Source organism: Bordetella sp. FB-8 (assembly GCF_000382185.1).
In the GTDB taxonomy this organism is placed as follows: domain Bacteria; phylum Pseudomonadota; class Gammaproteobacteria; order Burkholderiales; family Burkholderiaceae_B; genus Bordetella.
This window is the reverse complement of the sequence record NZ_KB907784.1, coordinates 3,796,685-3,813,455: the sequence shown is the minus strand read 5'-3', so window position 1 is coordinate 3,813,455 and position 16,771 is coordinate 3,796,685. Positions and strand designations below refer to the sequence as shown.

Annotated in this window: 21 protein-coding genes and 1 other annotated feature; of the genes, 2 read left to right on the top strand and 19 right to left on the bottom strand. The window is 58.7% G+C overall.

What is annotated here, in order from left to right:
- Positions 1-44 precede the first annotated feature (44 nt).
- Positions 45-320 carry a hypothetical protein gene (locus tag H143_RS22590; RefSeq protein WP_155803442.1) on the bottom strand — a complete coding sequence of 92 codons (276 nt, stop codon included), beginning with the start codon at positions 318-320 and terminating at the stop codon, positions 45-47.
- 67 nt (positions 321-387) lie between these two features.
- Between H143_RS22590 and H143_RS0118205 the strand changes: the two genes are divergently transcribed.
- Positions 388-825 (top strand): hypothetical protein, encoded by a 438-nt coding sequence (locus H143_RS0118205; protein ID WP_019939700.1) that lies wholly within the window; start codon positions 388-390, stop codon positions 823-825.
- 208 nt (positions 826-1,033) lie between these two features.
- On the opposite strand, the gene H143_RS0118200 is transcribed toward H143_RS0118205, so the two are convergent.
- Positions 1,034-1,951 (bottom strand): hypothetical protein, encoded by a 918-nt coding sequence (locus H143_RS0118200; protein ID WP_019939699.1) that lies wholly within the window; start codon positions 1,949-1,951, stop codon positions 1,034-1,036.
- A gap of 388 nt (positions 1,952-2,339) precedes the next feature.
- On the opposite strand from H143_RS0118200, the gene H143_RS0118190 reads away from it, so the two are divergent.
- Positions 2,340-3,580, top strand: a protein-coding gene (locus tag H143_RS0118190) for an IS3 family transposase (protein ID WP_155803441.1) whose coding sequence is annotated in 2 segments (ribosomal slippage) — positions 2,340-2,625 and positions 2,625-3,580 — 1,242 coding nt in all. Because the reading frame shifts where the segments join, the coding sequence is not laid out codon by codon here.
- Positions 2,624-2,740 (top strand) — a sequence feature (AL1L pseudoknot). Its footprint overlaps the gene before it by 117 nt.
- Before the next feature lie 90 nt (positions 3,581-3,670).
- Here H143_RS0118190 and H143_RS22585 read toward each other — a convergent pair.
- The 17 genes from H143_RS22585 to H143_RS21105 form a co-directional block, all read right to left on the bottom strand.
- Positions 3,671-4,084 carry a hypothetical protein gene (locus H143_RS22585; protein ID WP_155803440.1) on the bottom strand — a complete coding sequence of 138 codons (414 nt, stop codon included), beginning with the start codon at positions 4,082-4,084 and terminating at the stop codon, positions 3,671-3,673.
- 15 nt (positions 4,085-4,099) lie between these two features.
- Positions 4,100-4,372 carry a hypothetical protein gene (locus H143_RS0118180; protein WP_019939695.1) on the bottom strand — a complete coding sequence of 91 codons (273 nt, stop codon included), beginning with the start codon at positions 4,370-4,372 and terminating at the stop codon, positions 4,100-4,102.
- A gap of 22 nt (positions 4,373-4,394) precedes the next feature.
- Positions 4,395-5,534, bottom strand: a complete 1,140-nt coding sequence (gene virB11 / locus H143_RS0118175) for a P-type DNA transfer ATPase VirB11 (protein WP_304412167.1) — start codon at positions 5,532-5,534, stop codon at positions 4,395-4,397.
- A gap of 119 nt (positions 5,535-5,653) precedes the next feature.
- The gene (virB10, locus tag H143_RS0118170) at positions 5,654-6,865 is read right to left on the bottom strand and encodes a type IV secretion system protein VirB10 (RefSeq protein ID WP_019939693.1); all 1,212 of its coding nucleotides are present in this window, start codon (positions 6,863-6,865) and stop codon (positions 5,654-5,656) included.
- Positions 6,862-7,860 (bottom strand): TrbG/VirB9 family P-type conjugative transfer protein, encoded by a 999-nt coding sequence (locus H143_RS21115; protein ID WP_019939692.1) that lies wholly within the window; start codon positions 7,858-7,860, stop codon positions 6,862-6,864. The genes virB10 and H143_RS21115 overlap by 4 nt, the downstream gene beginning before the upstream one ends.
- The gene (locus tag H143_RS0118160) at positions 7,857-8,456 is read right to left on the bottom strand and encodes a hypothetical protein (protein WP_231378519.1); all 600 of its coding nucleotides are present in this window, start codon (positions 8,454-8,456) and stop codon (positions 7,857-7,859) included. Before H143_RS0118160 ends, H143_RS21115 begins: the two co-directional genes overlap by 4 nt.
- Complete coding sequence (locus H143_RS0118155) at positions 8,453-9,160, bottom strand: virB8 family protein (RefSeq protein ID WP_019939690.1); 708 nt, start codon at positions 9,158-9,160, stop codon at positions 8,453-8,455. The genes H143_RS0118160 and H143_RS0118155 overlap by 4 nt, the downstream gene beginning before the upstream one ends.
- A gap of 261 nt (positions 9,161-9,421) precedes the next feature.
- Positions 9,422-10,321, bottom strand: a complete 900-nt coding sequence (locus H143_RS0118145; protein WP_019939688.1) for a type IV secretion system protein — start codon at positions 10,319-10,321, stop codon at positions 9,422-9,424.
- Between the two features lie 84 nt (positions 10,322-10,405).
- Positions 10,406-10,657 carry a hypothetical protein gene (locus H143_RS0118140; RefSeq protein ID WP_019939687.1) on the bottom strand — a complete coding sequence of 84 codons (252 nt, stop codon included), beginning with the start codon at positions 10,655-10,657 and terminating at the stop codon, positions 10,406-10,408.
- A 197-nt stretch (positions 10,658-10,854) separates the two neighbouring features.
- The gene (locus H143_RS0118135; protein WP_019939686.1) at positions 10,855-11,181 is read right to left on the bottom strand and encodes a type II toxin-antitoxin system PemK/MazF family toxin; all 327 of its coding nucleotides are present in this window, start codon (positions 11,179-11,181) and stop codon (positions 10,855-10,857) included.
- On the bottom strand, positions 11,178-11,402 hold the full coding sequence (locus tag H143_RS22215; RefSeq protein ID WP_081627094.1) for an antitoxin MazE family protein: 225 nt from the start codon (positions 11,400-11,402) through the stop codon (positions 11,178-11,180). The genes H143_RS0118135 and H143_RS22215 overlap by 4 nt, the downstream gene beginning before the upstream one ends.
- Positions 11,403-11,449: 47 nt before the next feature.
- On the bottom strand, positions 11,450-11,764 hold the full coding sequence (locus H143_RS0118130) for a hypothetical protein (protein ID WP_019939685.1): 315 nt from the start codon (positions 11,762-11,764) through the stop codon (positions 11,450-11,452).
- 16 nt (positions 11,765-11,780) lie between these two features.
- Positions 11,781-12,647, bottom strand: coding sequence for a P-type DNA transfer protein VirB5 (gene virB5 / locus H143_RS0118125; RefSeq protein ID WP_019939684.1), 867 nt, complete (start codon positions 12,645-12,647; stop codon positions 11,781-11,783).
- Between the two features lie 24 nt (positions 12,648-12,671).
- Entirely contained in the window at positions 12,672-15,182 is a 2,511-nt protein-coding gene (locus tag H143_RS0118120) for a VirB4 family type IV secretion/conjugal transfer ATPase (protein WP_026350214.1), read from the bottom strand.
- Between the two features lie 4 nt (positions 15,183-15,186).
- The gene (locus H143_RS0118115; RefSeq protein WP_019939682.1) at positions 15,187-15,564 is read right to left on the bottom strand and encodes a type IV secretion system protein VirB3; all 378 of its coding nucleotides are present in this window, start codon (positions 15,562-15,564) and stop codon (positions 15,187-15,189) included.
- Between the two features lie 2 nt (positions 15,565-15,566).
- Positions 15,567-15,887: a TrbC/VirB2 family protein gene (locus tag H143_RS21110; RefSeq protein ID WP_019939681.1), complete on the bottom strand. Its 321-nt coding sequence runs from the start codon at positions 15,885-15,887 to the stop codon at positions 15,567-15,569.
- A gap of 129 nt (positions 15,888-16,016) precedes the next feature.
- Positions 16,017-16,766: a lytic transglycosylase domain-containing protein gene (locus H143_RS21105; protein ID WP_051094439.1), complete on the bottom strand. Its 750-nt coding sequence runs from the start codon at positions 16,764-16,766 to the stop codon at positions 16,017-16,019.
- Positions 16,767-16,771 lie beyond the last annotated feature (5 nt).

Below are 16,771 nucleotides of genomic sequence, written 5' to 3'. Positions count from 1 at the left end.
GCGCGGTGCGATGGCGCTGGTGCGGCCAGGCCAGGGGCGCGTCGCTATGACGCATTCTCTCCCGTCAAGCGAGAAATAATCTTTTCGAGATTGATGCAATAGAACTCGAGGTCACCAGCGCTTGTGCTCTTTTCAGGCCTGAGCAAGTCAGCAGCGGTGTGCGCCCAATCGCAAATCGCATGAATTTGTCTCAATGCATCATGTGCCGCCTGCTTGTCTTGGCGTACACCAGTGGCGCAAATCGACTGAATTTTCAAAATGGCTTTAAAAAGCAATTCATGAGCCGATTGTTCAATGTCATTGCCTGTTGCAACTATCATGATGATCCTATCGTAAAAATTCCGCCCCAAAAAAATGCGGAAGTCGAAAACTGGGAGTACAGGTGCGATGGCACATGGCGATTACCATGAAGTTCCGTTTGTGAATAATGTGTACGCCCCGATTTCGCTGTATGAGGATTCAGCTTGGGAGGCATACACCCATAATGGCCACGCTCAAGTGAAGGAAGGATGGGCAGTTTTGAAGGCAAATCCCGAAAAATATCTGGCGTGGGTCAAAACCGCTGAGTTCGGCAACATCAATCCAGACGGTGACTGGGGGGAGGGCTTCCGCCCTTCTCCGCTCAAGATGGCAAGGCTTGACTCGCTAAAGCAGGGCCAACGCGGAAAGCTGGAAATAACAGTTCTGTATGAATCGCAGCCTGGCTTCTTCAATTTCGTCAATGGAAGACATCGCGCTTACTGGCTTGCTACCCACCAAGCGGTCTTCGTTCCTTTGACTGTGCCGAAGCACCAGTTCAATACCTTCGAGTGCCTTTTCCTATAACCAGGAGGCTGTCGTTGCATCCTGACGCAGGTCGAACTAATCAATAGGCATCTATGCCCGTTAGATGAGCTGAAATCTATCCACAGAAGTTGTGGAAAACCCAAAGGCTGATGGCTTGAAACCCTTGTGTTTATTAGGCATTGCTGGCCTGTGCAGGGAATGGTCAGCACCGCTGCTCTGGATGTCCAAAACGTAACGCGCCTGGAAATCACGTTTCGGACATCTCGGGCAACCACATCACCAACTGCTCTTCCTTGCGTGTGTTCATTTCGATTTGAGCGTTGGCGATGATATCCAGTTTGTACAACTCGCCAGTTGCACGACTGAGCGCAGCACGGAAGTCGCGCATACGACCTCCGTAGCACATCTTGGCCTTCAAATAGTCCAATGCATATCGCTGAACCTTGTCAGAAGAAGTGGCGATCAGTCGCTGGAGTGTCTTGGCCATATCTTGGCCGCGGCTGATCATCATTTTCTTTGTCCAATCGAGCCGAGAGAATTCACGATTACCAAACAGCTGCACCCAGCGAGGATCAAGGACATAGCTGTAGGTATCGGTGTCGGGGTCATAAGTGAATTCTTTGAGAATGCGGAACACGGCCGATTTCCCGATTTTGTAGCGAGAGGATCCGTCGCGGTTCTTGGCCTCGACAAAGAGCGTGGCCTCAGACATTGCATTGAGCCGGCGATGCAGCCATTCATACTGCACAACTCCGTCGCCACGCTCTAACGTGCGCAGAACCTGTGCGCGCTGCAGCGGGACATACTCTCCCAGATGGAACGACCTGGCGAAGAAGATGAGCACCATGATGATTTCGGCATCTGCTTCGTCAAGCTGCTCGCCGGTGTAACGAATCTCACAGTCAGACCGAGAGATGATCGTGGCCTGGCGGTGAAAAGTCCTGGCGCCTTTGGCAATCGGGGCGAACAGGCCAGAGCGATTGATGTGATTGGGCATGGCCCCTAAGTCGAGTCCTGGAAGGAATAGCCGCTGAGGAAGATTGGCCGCGTCGAAGTCTTTCTCGTTCAGGGCCTTTTCTTCCATTTCGTTGAGAAATTCGAACGTGGCCTGAAGGGAGGCTCTGAAATCCGAGCCACATGCGCCACCAATTTTGCGGTTTTTCATGAACACACTCCAATCGGAAATAGGAGGTCCTGGCGCTTTACGCAAAGCACCAAGACTGAGGGGGATGAGGGAGGTAGCTAGCTCTCGCCGGGTGGCAGGCCGTGTTGCACAGCGAGGCAGAGATAATGCTCGAACGCGCACCAGATCCCGACCGCGTACTCGCGCATGGGGCTGTCCGGTGCGATGGAGGTCATCAAGCCCAATAAGTTGCGTCGGCGCGTGACGGATTGGCCGCGAGGTAGCGCACGATCTCAACGAAAAGGGCAGCGAGTTTAGCGGCTAAACACGTGCTGGTTTAGCCGCTAAACATTCGGCTAAGTCGTTGTTCAACAAGACTCTGAACCGCCCCGGGTTTCGCGGAGGCTCCAACTCTTGAGAGAATGGAGCTATGAGCAAGAACAACGCGAACAAATTTTCCCCGGAAGTGCGTGAACGAGCGGTGCGCCTGGTGCAGGAGCACCGTGCGGACTATCCATCGCTGTGGCTGGCGGTCGAGTCGATCGCGCCGAAGATAGGCTGTTCATCGCAGACCCTGCTGACCTGGGTCAAGCGCCAAGAGATCGACAGTGGCAAGCGCGAAGGGCTGACGACCAGCGAACGCGACGAGCTCAAGCGGTTGCAGCGAGAGAACAAAGAGCTGCGCCGGGCCAACGATATCCTGCGCACGGCCAGCGCTTTTTTCGCGCAGGCGGAGCTCGACCGCAAGTTCAAGCTGTAAACGCCTATATCGACCGGCACCGCGATGCTTACGGGGTCGAGCCGATCTGCAAGGTGTTGCAGGTTGCCCCGTCCGCTTACCGGCGCCATGCTGCCCGCCAGCGCGATCCGTCGCTGCGCAGCGCTCGCGCCCAATGCGATGACCGTCTCAAGCCTCAGGTCCATCGGGTTTGGCAGGAGAACCTGCGGGTGTATGGCGCGGACAAGGTCTGGCGGCAGCTGAACCGCGAGGGTGTTGTGGTGGCCCGCTGTACGGTCGAACGTCTGATGCATGCCCAGTGTCTGCAAGGCGTACGGCGCGGCAAGCGGGTGCGCACCACGGTGCCCGATGCCACGGCGGTTTGCCCGCTCGATCGGGTGAACCGTCAGTTCTGGGCCGATCGACCCAATCAGCTCTGGGTCTCGGACTTCACCTATGTCTCGACCTGGCAAGGCTGGCTGTACGTGGCCTTCGTCATCGATGTCTACGCCCGGCGCATCGTTGGCTGGCGCGTGAGCACATCCATGACAACCGACTTCGTACTCGATGCCTTGGAGCAAGCTCTCTATGACCGCAGGCCCGGCAACGATGGTTCTCTGATCCATCATTCCGATAGAGGATCGCAATACGTCAGTATCCGTTATAGCGAGCGTCTGGCCGAGGCTGGTATCGAACCGTCGGTCGGCAGCCGCGGCGACAGCTACGACAACGCGCTGGCCGAGACAATCAACGGGCTCTACAAAGCCGAATTGATTCATCGGCGCGGCCCCTGGAAAAACCGGGAATCGGTCGAGCTGGCTACCCTGGAATGGGTCGCCTGGTTCAACCACAAACGCCTGCTCTCATCGATCGGCTATATCCCGCCCGCTGAGGCTGAGGCAAACTACTACAACCGACTCGGAACCCCATCCGATGAGGCCGTCTTACTTTAACTAAACAGCCTCCGCGAAACCCGGGGCGGTTCACTCTGCACCGTCGTGCAACCCTCAAATGGGCTGTATAAATCTGATGCGTCACAGCTTTCATGGATCGTCGCCGCGGGCCTGTTTTTCGCTGGGAAAACGATGGGCATTACCCCCTTCGATATCCAGAACGGCGATTTCCACAAACTTGTGCAATAGCTGGATATCGAAGTCCAACTTATCTCTACGCCACCGATACCACCATCGCCTCGGATTGGCGATGGTGAGTCGATAGAATAGGTTGTGATCTTGGTCAAACCCTGCTGTCACCATCCATTCCCAATGAAGCTGAGGGCCGGCAGATTCAGCGTCTTCGCGCAGCGTCCGAGATAAGCGCGAGGCCTGACTCTGAGAACATGTGAAAGTGACATACGGTTCACGCGACAGCGGCAAGCCATGGCCTTGGCACGACGCGCAGGTTGTCAGACCATGACGATTCATCGTGGCCACTAGAGTGATGACTTTTTTATCCATTCTCACGATCGACAATCACGTCTTTGAGGGCCGCGCAGTGGCGCTGGGCAGCTCGTAGTCCGCGAAGATCTCCTTCTTGGCTACGGCCCATGCGTGTCGAAGGCGCCGGTCGGCGCCGTCCGGCTGCAGCTTTTCGATCTTGCGGGCTATCTGGGCAGGCGTCTTGCCGTCGCTCAAACCGTCCAGATAGGCTTGCTGCATCAACATGTAGGCCTCGCCCACGTCGGCGTTGCGCAGATCGAGAGATTGTTGGCCACGGCCTTTGCCGGGCAGCTTGCTAAAGGTCATGAAAATCTGGCTCCTGGCCGAATTAGTGCATGCGCTCGCGATCCGGGTCGAAATAAACCTCGACCAGTTTGTAGTCCGCGTAATAGAGCGCGATGTCGAGGGTCGAGAGTAGGTAACGCCGGATGATGTCCAGATCGATCTGCTGGCCGGCCGGAGCTTGCTTGACCAGCATGGCCAGGCGGTCGTAGATGTCGATGGCCGAGTTGGCGTGCGTGGTGGTGACTGAACCCGGATGTCCCGTATTCAGACCCTGCAGATATTCCCAGGCCTCGGGGCCGCGCAGCTCTGAGAGAAATATCCGATCGGGTGACATGCGCATGCAGGCCGCCACGCAATCTTTGGCCGACACCGGCGCCCCAGGGGTGATATCAAAAATCAGGTGAACCCGGTTCGGATGGTTCGGCAGGAACAGCTCGTGAACGTCCTCGATCGTGATCAGGCGTTCATGAAACGGAACGCGCTCGATAAGACTGCGGGCAAAGGTGGTCTTGCCCGATCCGGTTTTGCCGCCGATCACGATATTGCGGCGGATCTGCACGGCGTAATGCAGAAAGCCGACCATGTCGCCCGCTTCCTTGAGCGCCAGAAGGCGGGCATCTTCCTCGCGCCGCTTATCCAGTCCGCTGTCCTGCCATCCGCTGAACGCGCCTTGCTCGGCCAGTTCTTCGAGCGTTTTGACCGTGGTGCTGTGCTTGCGGATGTTGATCGAAAGGTTGCCGTCCAACACTGCCGGCGGCCTGACTACCTGGCCGCGCTCTCCATCGGGCAGCTTGAGCGACATGATGGGCGCGAAGTTCATCTTGTTGTAGCTGGCCATCGCCTCGGATAGGCCTTGGAGATAGTCGAAGGTCAACTCGGGCGCGGCGCGGTAGATCCACTTGCCCTCAACCTTGAGGAATACGTCGCCCGGACGTGGAATGGTGATTTCGCGCACGGCCTCATCGGCCATATAGGCCGCGACGGGCCGCATCATCTGGCGCAGCGTCACGGACCGATCCACCTTGTCTTGCCGGGTAGGCGAAGCGGCATGGGGCGCGACGGGCGTGGGTACTACGCGCGAGGTAAGGGCCTGTAGCGATTCGTCGCCGGGTAGCCCGCTCGCGGGCCACCCGTCAGGGTCGGCCGAAGCCGAGAGCAGCGCGCTTTTTGCGGGAGGAGTCATGGGTATGTGGAATGAGGCAGTGCATGGCATCGGTATCGCCGGCAAAATGAAAATGGCTGACAGGGGCACAGAGCCTGGTCTGGCTCTGGCCCGCGTCCGCTGCGCGCAGCCACGACCTGCTAACGATTGCCGACAGGCTTCAGGCTATAGACCGTGCTGAAGTCCAGATCGCGCGCGACATAGATCCCGATTCGCCCGCCCTGGTTGCGGTACATCGTGGGCGGGATGTTGATCGAGTTGTTCAAGACCGTTTGAACGGCCGATGAGGCGGCATTTCCTGTTGAACCCAGATTGAATGTATTTCCGCTCTGTCCGAGATTGCTGGCCCAACTGCCGATGTCATTGACCAAGCTCACCATGATTGCGCCGCCAAAGCGCTGGGCAAAGTGCGTATCAATATCGCCGTCAAGACCAGCCTCGCCCAGCGGACCCGTGCCGGGAGAATCCAGGCTGATGATGACCCCTTGAGGGGTTTCCATTCGAGACCAGACGATGGCAATACGCGGCACGCCTTGAGTCAGCACACCCTGTTGGTAGCCGGTAAAGACCGTGCCGGCATCGATCAGCACCACGCGACCGCTGTCAGACAGGATGTCGTGCGGGGCATAGCAAGTGATCATGCCCTTTTGCGCCGAGACGAACTTGGTCTGCTGCACGCAGTCGATCATCGACCCCTGAGTCAAAATCAGATCCCGGTCGCCCACCAGCCCAGCCTGAGCGGCATTGAGTTGCAGCGGCTGCAGCATGTTGGCCATCGGCCCGCTGTCGTGCACGGGCGCGGTGGGCGGCTGTTGCGTGGAACCGCCCGCGTTCTGCTTGGCATTATCATTGCTCTGCAGGCCACCGGAGAGGCGGCGCTTTTCGATGGGATCGATGGTGGGCATAGGTATACCCGTCAAGCCGAGGGCTGTTGCACCAGGCAGAGCGGGATTCAGAGGCATGGGCGGGACCTCAGGCGGCTTGGGCGCCGGCGCGACGGGTGCTTGAGGCTTGGGCAGTTTCAGGCTGGGGATGACCAGGCCGATCTTGGACTCGAAAGGATTGTTCGCCTTCTTCGTGTCCGTGCCATGCAGAAACCGCGAGAACAGCATGTAGATCAGGACCAGAAAGCCAAATCCGATGACGGCGAAGAACACCTTGGACCCAGGCGCCATCGGCCGTCTCACCCCCTCGAGCGCGGGGCGAGCGTGATCCGAGTCACGATCCTCGCCATGTTCACGATCAGGGCCATGTTCCAGCGCGTCATCATCGCGATCCAGCCCCGCGGCTTCGATCTCGTCGACGGCATCGACCGGCCGGGAAAACTTGCGCTTACCCTTGAGCCAGCTCATGGCTTGGCCTGCTGGAAGTAAGGCGCTGCGGGCGATGCAGACGCCGGCGCGGGGTAAGTCGGGATGACCGGAGCCGCAGAAGGCGCGGGGGGGGATGCAGGGGCCAATACAGGGGCCGAGGCTGCGCGCGATACCTCAGGCTTTTGCCGAATGACGCGCTCGATTTGGGGCGAGATCGTGCGGGTCACTAGCGGACGCGCCAGCACACGGCTGTTGTAGATGCCGAGCACTTTGTTCCCCAGCCGCAGATGCCAGGTCGCGGCCACGCGCTCCATGACGATGGTCTGCGGATCCATCATATGCCGATTCGTGACGACTTCGCTTCCATCCGGATCCACGAAATAGATCACCGGCAGATCCTGGCCAGGCGCGAAGCGGAAAAAGGTCTGCGCGCCGTCGTCCCAGACCGAAGCCGGGGCGATCGCCATATCCCCGCTCATGGTGTAGCTCTTCCAGTTGATCGCCAGGCCCGTGGTCGAGAAATCCTCCCTCATGCGCGACTTCTCTTCGATGTCCTTGGCACGTTTGATGTCAATATCCGGGAACTTCAGCCGGACGATGTCCATTTCAGAATTCTTGCCGTCCTGCTTGCCGTCCTTGCTGTACTTGAGCCGAAAGTCATAGGTCCGCTTGTCGGTTATGACGATCAGGTTCGTGTCGGCCTGGTCGGCGATCGGTTTGATCAGGATGTGCTGGCCGACCGTCTGAAAGTCGTAAGCCTTGGCATCGCCAAAAGCGTGCGTGACGTATTTTTCGTCCGGGGCTAGGTCGATGAGCGTCGTATAGCCCATCGTCGTATTGACCTGGATGACATTCGACGGGTCGTACTCGGTACTGCGGATTCGGGAATCCCTGGGCGAGGGCTTGGGAACATCCAGCCCCCAGGCCGGAGCGCTCACGGCCATGACCAGGCTGGCTATGGCAATACGCTGTGAAATGCCCAGCCGAAGACCCTCGGCATCTCGAAAAGCAAGCTTGGGGATACCTTGCATCATTTGCTCATTTCCATGGAATGGGACAGGTGATGGGCACGGGTCGAATGTTCATGCCCGTGCGAGGCGGACATGCCCATTTCCATCGCCGTGCCTTGCACCGCGGCTTCCACGCTCCTGACCAGGCCGACGCCGCCGATGGCGGCACTGGGGTAGCGGATGGCCACATCGACATCTTTCTCGGACGGTTCGAACTCGCGAACCAAGCTGTTGCGCGGGTGCACGATGAAATCGCCTGTTTCGTTGTCCAACTGCACGACGCAGTTGGGCGTGGTGCCGACGACAGGGCCCGTGTAGCTGCGGCCGGCCTCGGGCTGGCGCAGCTGCCGGTCCTGCTCGAGCGGCATGTCGATGGCGCTGCGCTGACGATGCATGCGCTCTTCGAAGTACTTGGCGATCCGGGGTGCGGACTGCACGATGCGCGGCAGCCGCAGATCGGCGTCCTTGGGAAGGTGGTCCTTGCACAGGCGCGCGGCGCCGTAGAGATCACGCGCCGCATAGCGCTCGATGTCCTTGAGCAGCGCTACCCGGTCGGCATTGGAGAGCGAGCCCGCCTGTTCCAGACGCGCGGCCAGCTCGGCGATCATTTGCTTGTTCATTTCATCACCTCGACATCGACTTTGTAGGAATTGACTTGGAAGCCCAGCGGGTTCTCGCGTACGACGGCTTCGGTCAAATCGGAATTGACGTACTGGTATGCCAGCGTGGCGATCAGGTGCCGAACCTCTTGGGGCTTGTTCGGCTCAGTCGTGGTTGTCTCGAAACGCACCACGGCACTGTTCTTGGGGCCGAGCGAGATCTGGCGCACCTTGACCTTGACGGTGCCCCAGCTGCCCAGTTGCTTGTCCAGGCCTACGTGTTCGGTGCCGTCCGGTTCCTTGAAGTCAGTGAATTTCTTGTGGTAGGCGTCCTGTACGTCCGGCGCGCTAAAGAGACCACAGCGGTCGTACATGAGCTGGATGGTGTTGTAGTCGTAGCCCTCGCACATGAGCATGTACTGATTGATGAAGTAGCGAGCCAGGCGATCGCCGTAGCTCTGCTTGGGGTCGCCCAGCCTGGAGAAATTCTCGATGTCGCCCGTCGCATCGTTCACCCGCACGGCGTAGAGCACCGGCGGCGCTTTCTTGAAGGGCTCCATTCCAAACGTGGTAGCGATGGAAAGAATGGCGATGACGCCGAACACGATGACCACGCGCCAGGCCAGGCGCCGCGATGAGATAAGGGCAGTCATCACGTCGCGCTCGAGGCCGCGTGCGCGGGCGAGTTCGTCGTCGAGAGAAAGCTTGGGATCTTCAGAAGCCATGCAGGAATCCTGTGGAGTGAAATGAAAAGGGCGTGCGCAAGCCGCCTGGCCAGGGCAAGACTGGTCAGGATCTGAATTGCGAGGGGAGGGGGTCTTGCGGACAGGCCTATCGGCCAAAACGCCTATTGAAGGCGATGATGCTCAAGCGTTGGCGTGTCAGTGCGAAAAAGGCCGCGATGTACGCGGCCTTTTGCATTGGCGGATGGAGAGGATTCGCAGGGCTAGTGGGCCGTACCAAAATCGAGGCGCATCTCCCGAAATTTAGAGCTGCACGTTCCCGAGGAAGGGGATGGGGATGCTCAAAGTGAGCCCGCTGCCAGTAACAGCCGTAGCGATCTTGAAGGGGAGAAGTAACAGAAAGAAGGATGCAATAGAAACTGCAAGGAACGCAGCAAATATGCCCAGGATATTGACATCACCGCTTCCGGTCAGGGTATTGATTATTGCCACATCAACAGCAGCCATCATCTGCAAGACAATAGTCAGGGCCAACATGAATAGAGCGCCGGCGAGCGAGAAAAATACTGCGACATTCTTCCAATTATCGAAATATTTTTTAATGTCTTGAAAGAAAGCTGCGGCGATGAAAAACGGGCCGATCATGACTATAAGTGCCATGCCTGTCTTCATGGCGGTTAGCAATATCGCGGCAATGACGCCGAAGATAGCGCCAACAATGGTGAAGCAGAATGAGACAGCAGCGAACAAGAACCCCTGCACAGGCGACGTTAAGCCATTAGGCGCGCGCGCCTGAGTTGCGGTAGCCGCCTGAGTGGACTGGTTCGTCAGGTTATCGATCTGTGAGAGCGAGCTGGTCTGTGACCCTGTGACGGCGCCCATGATTTCGTCGGGCATGGCGATCATGACGCTACTGAGCGTCTGGGCGTAATACCCGCCGTTTAGTATGGCCGCGATCAGGATGAGCTTGAACATGATCTGAAGAAGCTCGGCCACGGGTCGATGCGGCTCGCCTATGCTGACTGTCCAGCCAAAGTAGGCGATGCAGATCATCGACGCCACGATGAAAATAGGCAGCACATAACTGGTGACATTGGCGATGGTCGGAGCGACGGCATTGGTCAGCCCCGACGAGATAATGTTGCCTAGCCAGCTGGAAACCGAGCCCAGGCTGGTGAGCGGCTGTACCGTGATAGGTGTCATGGCGAAACCTTCTTTCTCAAGAAATAAAAAAGGACGCTAATGCGTCCTTAGGTTTTATGAGGCTCAGCCGGCCAGTTGGCGGGGCTAGTGACGCCAGGTACGAGAATTTTGATCATAGACCTGATAACGAGCCATCTTCCATTGACCGTTCTTCAGCAGCCACCAGACTCCACGAAGCGTGCCCACAGCGATGCGACCCACCGGACGCACGACCCACTTCCACAGCCGTAGCGCCCAGGTGGCGGCGCTGAAGGTTTTGTAGCCCGCAGCCAGTTCAGGCGCGAGCTTTTGCGCAGCAGCGTCGGGTTTGGAAAGGTCGATATTGTCGGTGTTCATAGTCGTTCTCCTGATGGAAATTATTCGACTACCACAATGCTTTTATATTACCAAAATAGTGGCGAGTGCTGTGCGAATTTACAGTGTTTTATCCTGCTTTGAAACCGGTCGTAGCCCTACAGAATATCCTTGCCAGTGACTTGGGCTGGCAGTCACTTTGATTCATATTCCTGCCGCGGAATGCATCGGCAACTATGTTATTTCGCAATCCCAAGAAATATCGCCAAGCATCGTTCAACCTCGACAAGCGTATCAATATCAACATGACCAAACGTGGCACCTACCTTTTCACGTCTGAGCGTTGTGGCTTTGTCCACCATAATCTGTGACGACTTTAATAAACCGTTCTGATCGTTTGGCCAGAGCGAGATGCGAAGTAACGAGGCTTCTGTCACCGTGCTAGTAACAGGCAGCACGGTGACGCTGGGATGCTCGCCGAACAAGTCTGATTGAATGATCAACGCAGGTTGGGGCTTACCAAAATCGCCTTGATTAGCGATCGTAACCAGCCTCCCTCGCTTCATTCAGTCCAGCCTTCAACGCTTGCCAGCGCATCATCCATGAAATCACTCAGCGAGGTATCCGACGCATCCGCTAATGCCACAGCCCGACTCTGGCGTAGGCACTCCTGCGCAAACTCCTGCCGCCGGGTATCTGGCACCCAGATTTGTACCGGACGAAGCCCTGCCGCGCGCAAAGACGCACGGTGCTTTTGAACGCGGGCATTGACAGTTGTTGTGCTCATGGCGATTCCCAGTTTCGTTACATGCAACACAATGCCCCATTGCCGCGTTACATGCAACAAGATTGATTCCGACCTCGGAATGAATCCCGGATGCGATTGAGTTCTTGTCTGACCCGGGGATACTGCAGGGCGAGCGTGACGGCGGATTCTCGGCCGTAGCAACGCAGGATGCCCAGCAGGCTGTCGCACAGTCCCGAGAGTTTGTGAATTGCCTGTATCCGTTCGTTGATATAGCTCACGTCCGTCTGGGATGCCCCCCGAAGCTGCCCGGCCAGCATGCTGATGTAGTCAAGGGCATCGTTGATGGCATAGACGGTCTCCCGAAACGAAGCCTCGTTCGGATCGATGCGCGGATGGGTCATACCGGATCCAGAGGGCTTATTGGCCCGAAGTAGGGTTTGTGATCGCATCCATGCTGAATGAGCGCTGCGTGAGCTGCGCGACCTGGTCGTCGGCCAAGGCCTTCTCGGAGTTGATCTGCTGCGCCAAGTTGTTGGCCCGCATCTGATCGACGGCAATATTGGCCTGTTCGACCTGCAGGCGGGCTTGAAGCTCGGCGATCGCCTTGGGGTCCTGCGTCGTATTGATCTCTTGCTGCAGACTATCGAGCTCCTGCATGCGCGCGGTCAGCCCCTGCTGCGCCTGGGTCATGAGGGCGCTGGTGTCGGCGCCCAATTGCGAGGTGCGCGTATTGACGGCCGCCAGATTGGCCTGGTAGTTGCCCGGCTGCAGTTGGTTGCTTTGCAGAACGCTTTGGCCGGCGCCATAGAGCGAACTGCCGCCTTGAAGAACCTGGGAATAATCGGCCGGAAGCGATGCGCGGATATTCGGGTTGTTAAAGAGCATTCCCAAGTTGCGTACGCCAGTGACGGCCGAATAGGCCTGCTGCGCTGTCGCCAGTTGGCTCTGCAAGGCTGTGAGCTGCTGGGCCCACTGAGCCATCGATTGGATGTGATTGAGCAGGTTCTGCGCGATGCTCGCACCGTCCGTCACTGGGATCTGTGCAGCCGCAGGCGGCGGGCAGATCATGGCGCAGGAGAGCAGCAAGCCGGCCAGAGGAAACATGAGGCGGCCGGGGTTTCCCGCGCCCCGAGGCGATACCAGATCGAGAGCGGCCGGGCTGGTGCCGGGCTGATTGGCATGAGCCGGCGCCACACCTTGGCGGTGCCGGTAGATCGCGGCCGACTGGTGAGCAATGGGCGAGGGTGCGCGGCGGCCATGCCGCATGTTTTGAGGCGTATTCATGAGGTCTCTCTCTGAGTGAGGGGGTTACTTTTTGCCGAGCGCGCGAACCCGCTCGTAGTACATCGGCAGCCAGTCCTGTGGCTTGTCGCCGCGCAGCGCAATGCACTGTTCGGCAACCAGGGCCGTGTCCTCCGAACCGGAGAACACGAGTAGCGCTTCGGGGCAATGCGACAGATCCAGGCCTGCGGTCACCGCCGACTGTCCCTGCTTGACCACGAACTGGCGCGAGAACTCGCCCAGTTCCTTGATCATCTTGAAGATGGCCGGCGTCAGCTTGAAGCCATCGATGTATTCCGCTTCCGTTCCATCCGGGTTCGGCAGGTAGAGCGCGGTTGCGGTCTGCTGGATGAGGGTTCGACCGACAGGGTTTTCAAGGATCGCGGCTGGTTCTTGTGTCGCGAAAACGAAGATGCCGTTCTGTTTGCGGATGACGCGTGCCTTGTTGCGCATCATGTCCTGGAAGTAGGGCACCTTCAGCGGGTGTTGTACCTCGTCGAACATATACATGAAGCGACGCCCGTCGATCAGGCCTTCGGTGCGGTAGATCAAATACATCAGCCCAGCATCGCGGATCGGGCCGTCTTCCAGAAACTCGGTCAGATCGAAGCCAAACAGATCGACACCGTATTGGGCGAGATCCATATGGTCGCTCGGGTTATCGAATACCCAGCCAAGCTCATGGCCCCGGGACCAGCGCTGCAGCCGATCGTGCAGACTCAGTTCGTCTGCTTCCAGCGAGGGCGCGGCCGGCAAGAACTGGATCAAGGTGGAGATCCCTCGATCCTGCCGATCGATCATTTGCGTGAGGCGATCGACAGCCGTTGAGATGTCGCGCTGATCCTTGAGCGAGGCTTCCTTCTCGCCGCGCGAAGCGAGCTGAACGATCAGCCGCTTCATAAACGTAAGGTTGCGCGGCGTGGGTTCCATCTGTAGTGGACTCCATCCCGTGGGAGCTGCCATCTGCAGCGCGAAGTACACCCCCCCCAAGGCTCTGACGGTCGAGCGCATGCCCTGGTCCTTGTCGAACACAGCCGCGGTCATCCGGAACTTGCGGGCCTGGGTCAGCACGTGCCCAAGCGCCGCTGTCTTGCCGGTGCCGGACTTGCCGATGAAAAAAGTATTCCCGAGCATGCGTTTGCCAGTTTCGTCCTGATCTTCCAAGGAAGCATGAAAGTTCAGGTAATAAGGCGTGGCGCTGGCGGTCTTCAGGAGCGTCACCGCCGGCCCCCAAGGATTGCCATCAGGCTTGCCGAACAGGTAATTCTGAAGCGACGAGAAGCTCAGGAAATTGAGCGAGGTGATCGCCGCCGGCCGAGGCCGCCAGATCCAGTTGCACGGGAGCTGCGCCCGAAAGGCCGCCACCGAAGCGCGGTCGACCGTGCGTCCGACGATCTCGCACTCGGCAAGCTCGGTAATGGCATCGGCCGCGTTGCGCATGACGACTTCGTTCGTATCGCCAAACACGGCGAGCGTGCAGTGATGATCGCCCATGATGAACTTGCCTGCGGCCAGGTCATCCAGCGCAAGATCGAGCTCGGCAACCTGCTTCTTGGAGTCGTCGCCCGAGTCCACCAGCCAACGGCGCTGACGCACCAGCGCCGCGCGGCCGTCCGCCTTGGACATTGCTCCAAAGGACTGCGTGAGAATGAACTCGAATGGCAGCTTGAGCAGGTTGTTCAAGTGCCCCGGCTTGGTCGATTCGGGATACTCCCGGATCTCCACCATGGCAAAACGACGGGTACCGCGCGGATGGCGCAGCGCGGCCAGCTCGCCGTGCATCGAGAAGAATGGACGCGCGCTCGGAAGGCAATCGCAGAACCGGCTGCTCACAAGCGGCGCCGCTTCGTGCTGGCCGTTGATGAGAAACCCGAAAAATTCGGCCGCCTCCGAAAAGTGCCCAACAGAGACTAGCTCGGGATCGACCGGTTCGATGGCGTTATCAATCTGCGCTTGAGTCAGATTGGACCCGGGGCGCGGGCGTCTGCGCTCAACGATGGACAAGAGTTCGGGGTCGTAGCGGCGCAGGCCGCTGGCGACCTTGCGGTTGATATCGTCCAGTTGCTCGATCGCCCGTGCCTGCCAGAGAGCGACATCCTGGGCCGAGCGCTTCTCGAAACGCGAGAAGACCTTCATGGCCGAATCGATCGAAAGCCGTACGACAATAGTCAGGTACAGGTCGTTGACCAGGGGCGGAGTATTGTCGAACCCTCGCCGATAGGTTTTGTCGTATTCAGAGGAAAACCAGTCCGGATAATCGCTTTCCGGATACTCGCGCACACGGCGGCGTACTAGGTGTGTATAGAGGCCGAACCCGTTCGGGAACCCCCGCAGCATGTTGTTCAGCTCGTCACGCCAGCCCGAGAGTTCCTCTTGCGAGATGCCCTCGAAGCTGCGCCCGCCCAGCTTCCAGACCGAGAGATATTCCCCGGTCTTCGTAGCCATTATGGTGGGCGTAACGTGATGCGAATACGGAACATGCTCAGAGACGCTCGGTTCGGACCGAGGCCGTTCAACGGCCCTTGCTGCAGCTTTCATGAGTTCAGCCTTTACGCCGCAGCCAAGCGCGGCGCCGATAGTAGGCGGTAGGGCTAAATGACACAGCCCCCCAGAACTTCGCATTGGGTGCGCGGAACTTGGTCTTGAACCACAACTCGAGGATCCAGAAAGCGCGGTCATCGTTGCGGCTGACAACGGCCATGATGGGATACAGGAAAAAGACCAACACCAGCAACCGAACGTTGAACATGGCCGGCACCGCGACCGCGACCAGCATCATGACAAACGCACGCGCTGGCACCCCACCCTTGATTGTGGCCACGCGCGTGGCTCCCTTGAAGAGACGCACGTGGTTAGGTTTGACCGCCTCGAGCACGACTGCGGCCGAAGGCGCCGCCGGCGCCGGTTTCTTGCTCGCCATGGTTAGAGGCTCGTACCAAAGACCAGATCCACCAGGCCGCCAGCGACGATGCCGGCGATCACCACTCCGCCCGCCCACTGGTAAAAGGTGTCCTTGCGGATGATGTCCAGGCTGTAGAGCACCCCGAGGATGCCGCCGGCGATGACGCATACGATCGGGATGATCACCCACAGATAGGTTTTGATCTGGGTGAAGGTGGTCGAGGCTTGGCTCAGCCCGCCCGTGGCCTGGGCCAGCACCGGTTCGGCCGCCATCAGGGCCAGGAGGAACAGGCCGACAACGCCGCGAATCGCATTGACACGCTTATGGGAAATACGCTGCATGGAGAACTCCAAAAAAACGCCGTTCTCAACAGCGAGAACGGACAAAGAGATCTCCGGCTGGATCAGATTCCAGCAGGAGAAAAACAGAGAAGATGATCGCCCTGACTCGGAGTCCCGGGCGTGGGCAGGCTAGGGCGATCCGAAGGCGTGGACGGTGATCGTCCCCACTTGTGCGTCCCCACCCGAGGCAAAAAGGCCCAAGGGCTGAGAGAAGGCATCCTCGCGCGCTTGTGCGAAGGCGTCGGGTCGGGGCCTGGCGAAACCGTCGAGCGGTGAGTTGGGTCGTGGCGGCGAATTCGACACCGTGACCTTGGCCGGTTGGCCTGATCCGGCCGGCTTGGCCCTGAAATCAGGAGACGCCGTAACTGGATCGGGCGCGTCAGGGATCACAACATCATTGGCGGCAACGCCGGTCAAGGCGGGCACTTTGAGTCCCGCATCGGCGACGACGCTCTGGACGTAGCCATTGGCAAATCCCGCCGTCAGATTGCCCGTGTTGTAGCAACTGAAGGCGGCATATAGCGCGTGAGTGGTGCGCCCGTATGCCGAAGATGCCAGCTCATAGCAACGAACCAGCACCCGCTGCGCGGCCGCAAGGTTGGTGCAAGGTTCGAACACGGTCTCGGGCGTCAGTCCCAGCCAGCTCCAGTTCTTCACATTGACCTGGCCGTAGCCCGCATCGAAGGACATACCGGCCGCCAGGAGTTTGCGAGCTTCTTGCACCGCATCGTCCCGAGATTTCGGATGGATTGAACGGGCTCCCTTGCCATTGATATGAATCGCCAGGGGATCGAAACCGGATTCATGGCGAACGACGGCCATCAGGGTCGTGATATGGACGTTCGGTGCGCATTGGTGAGCCATTGCGATGAAATTCACGTGGC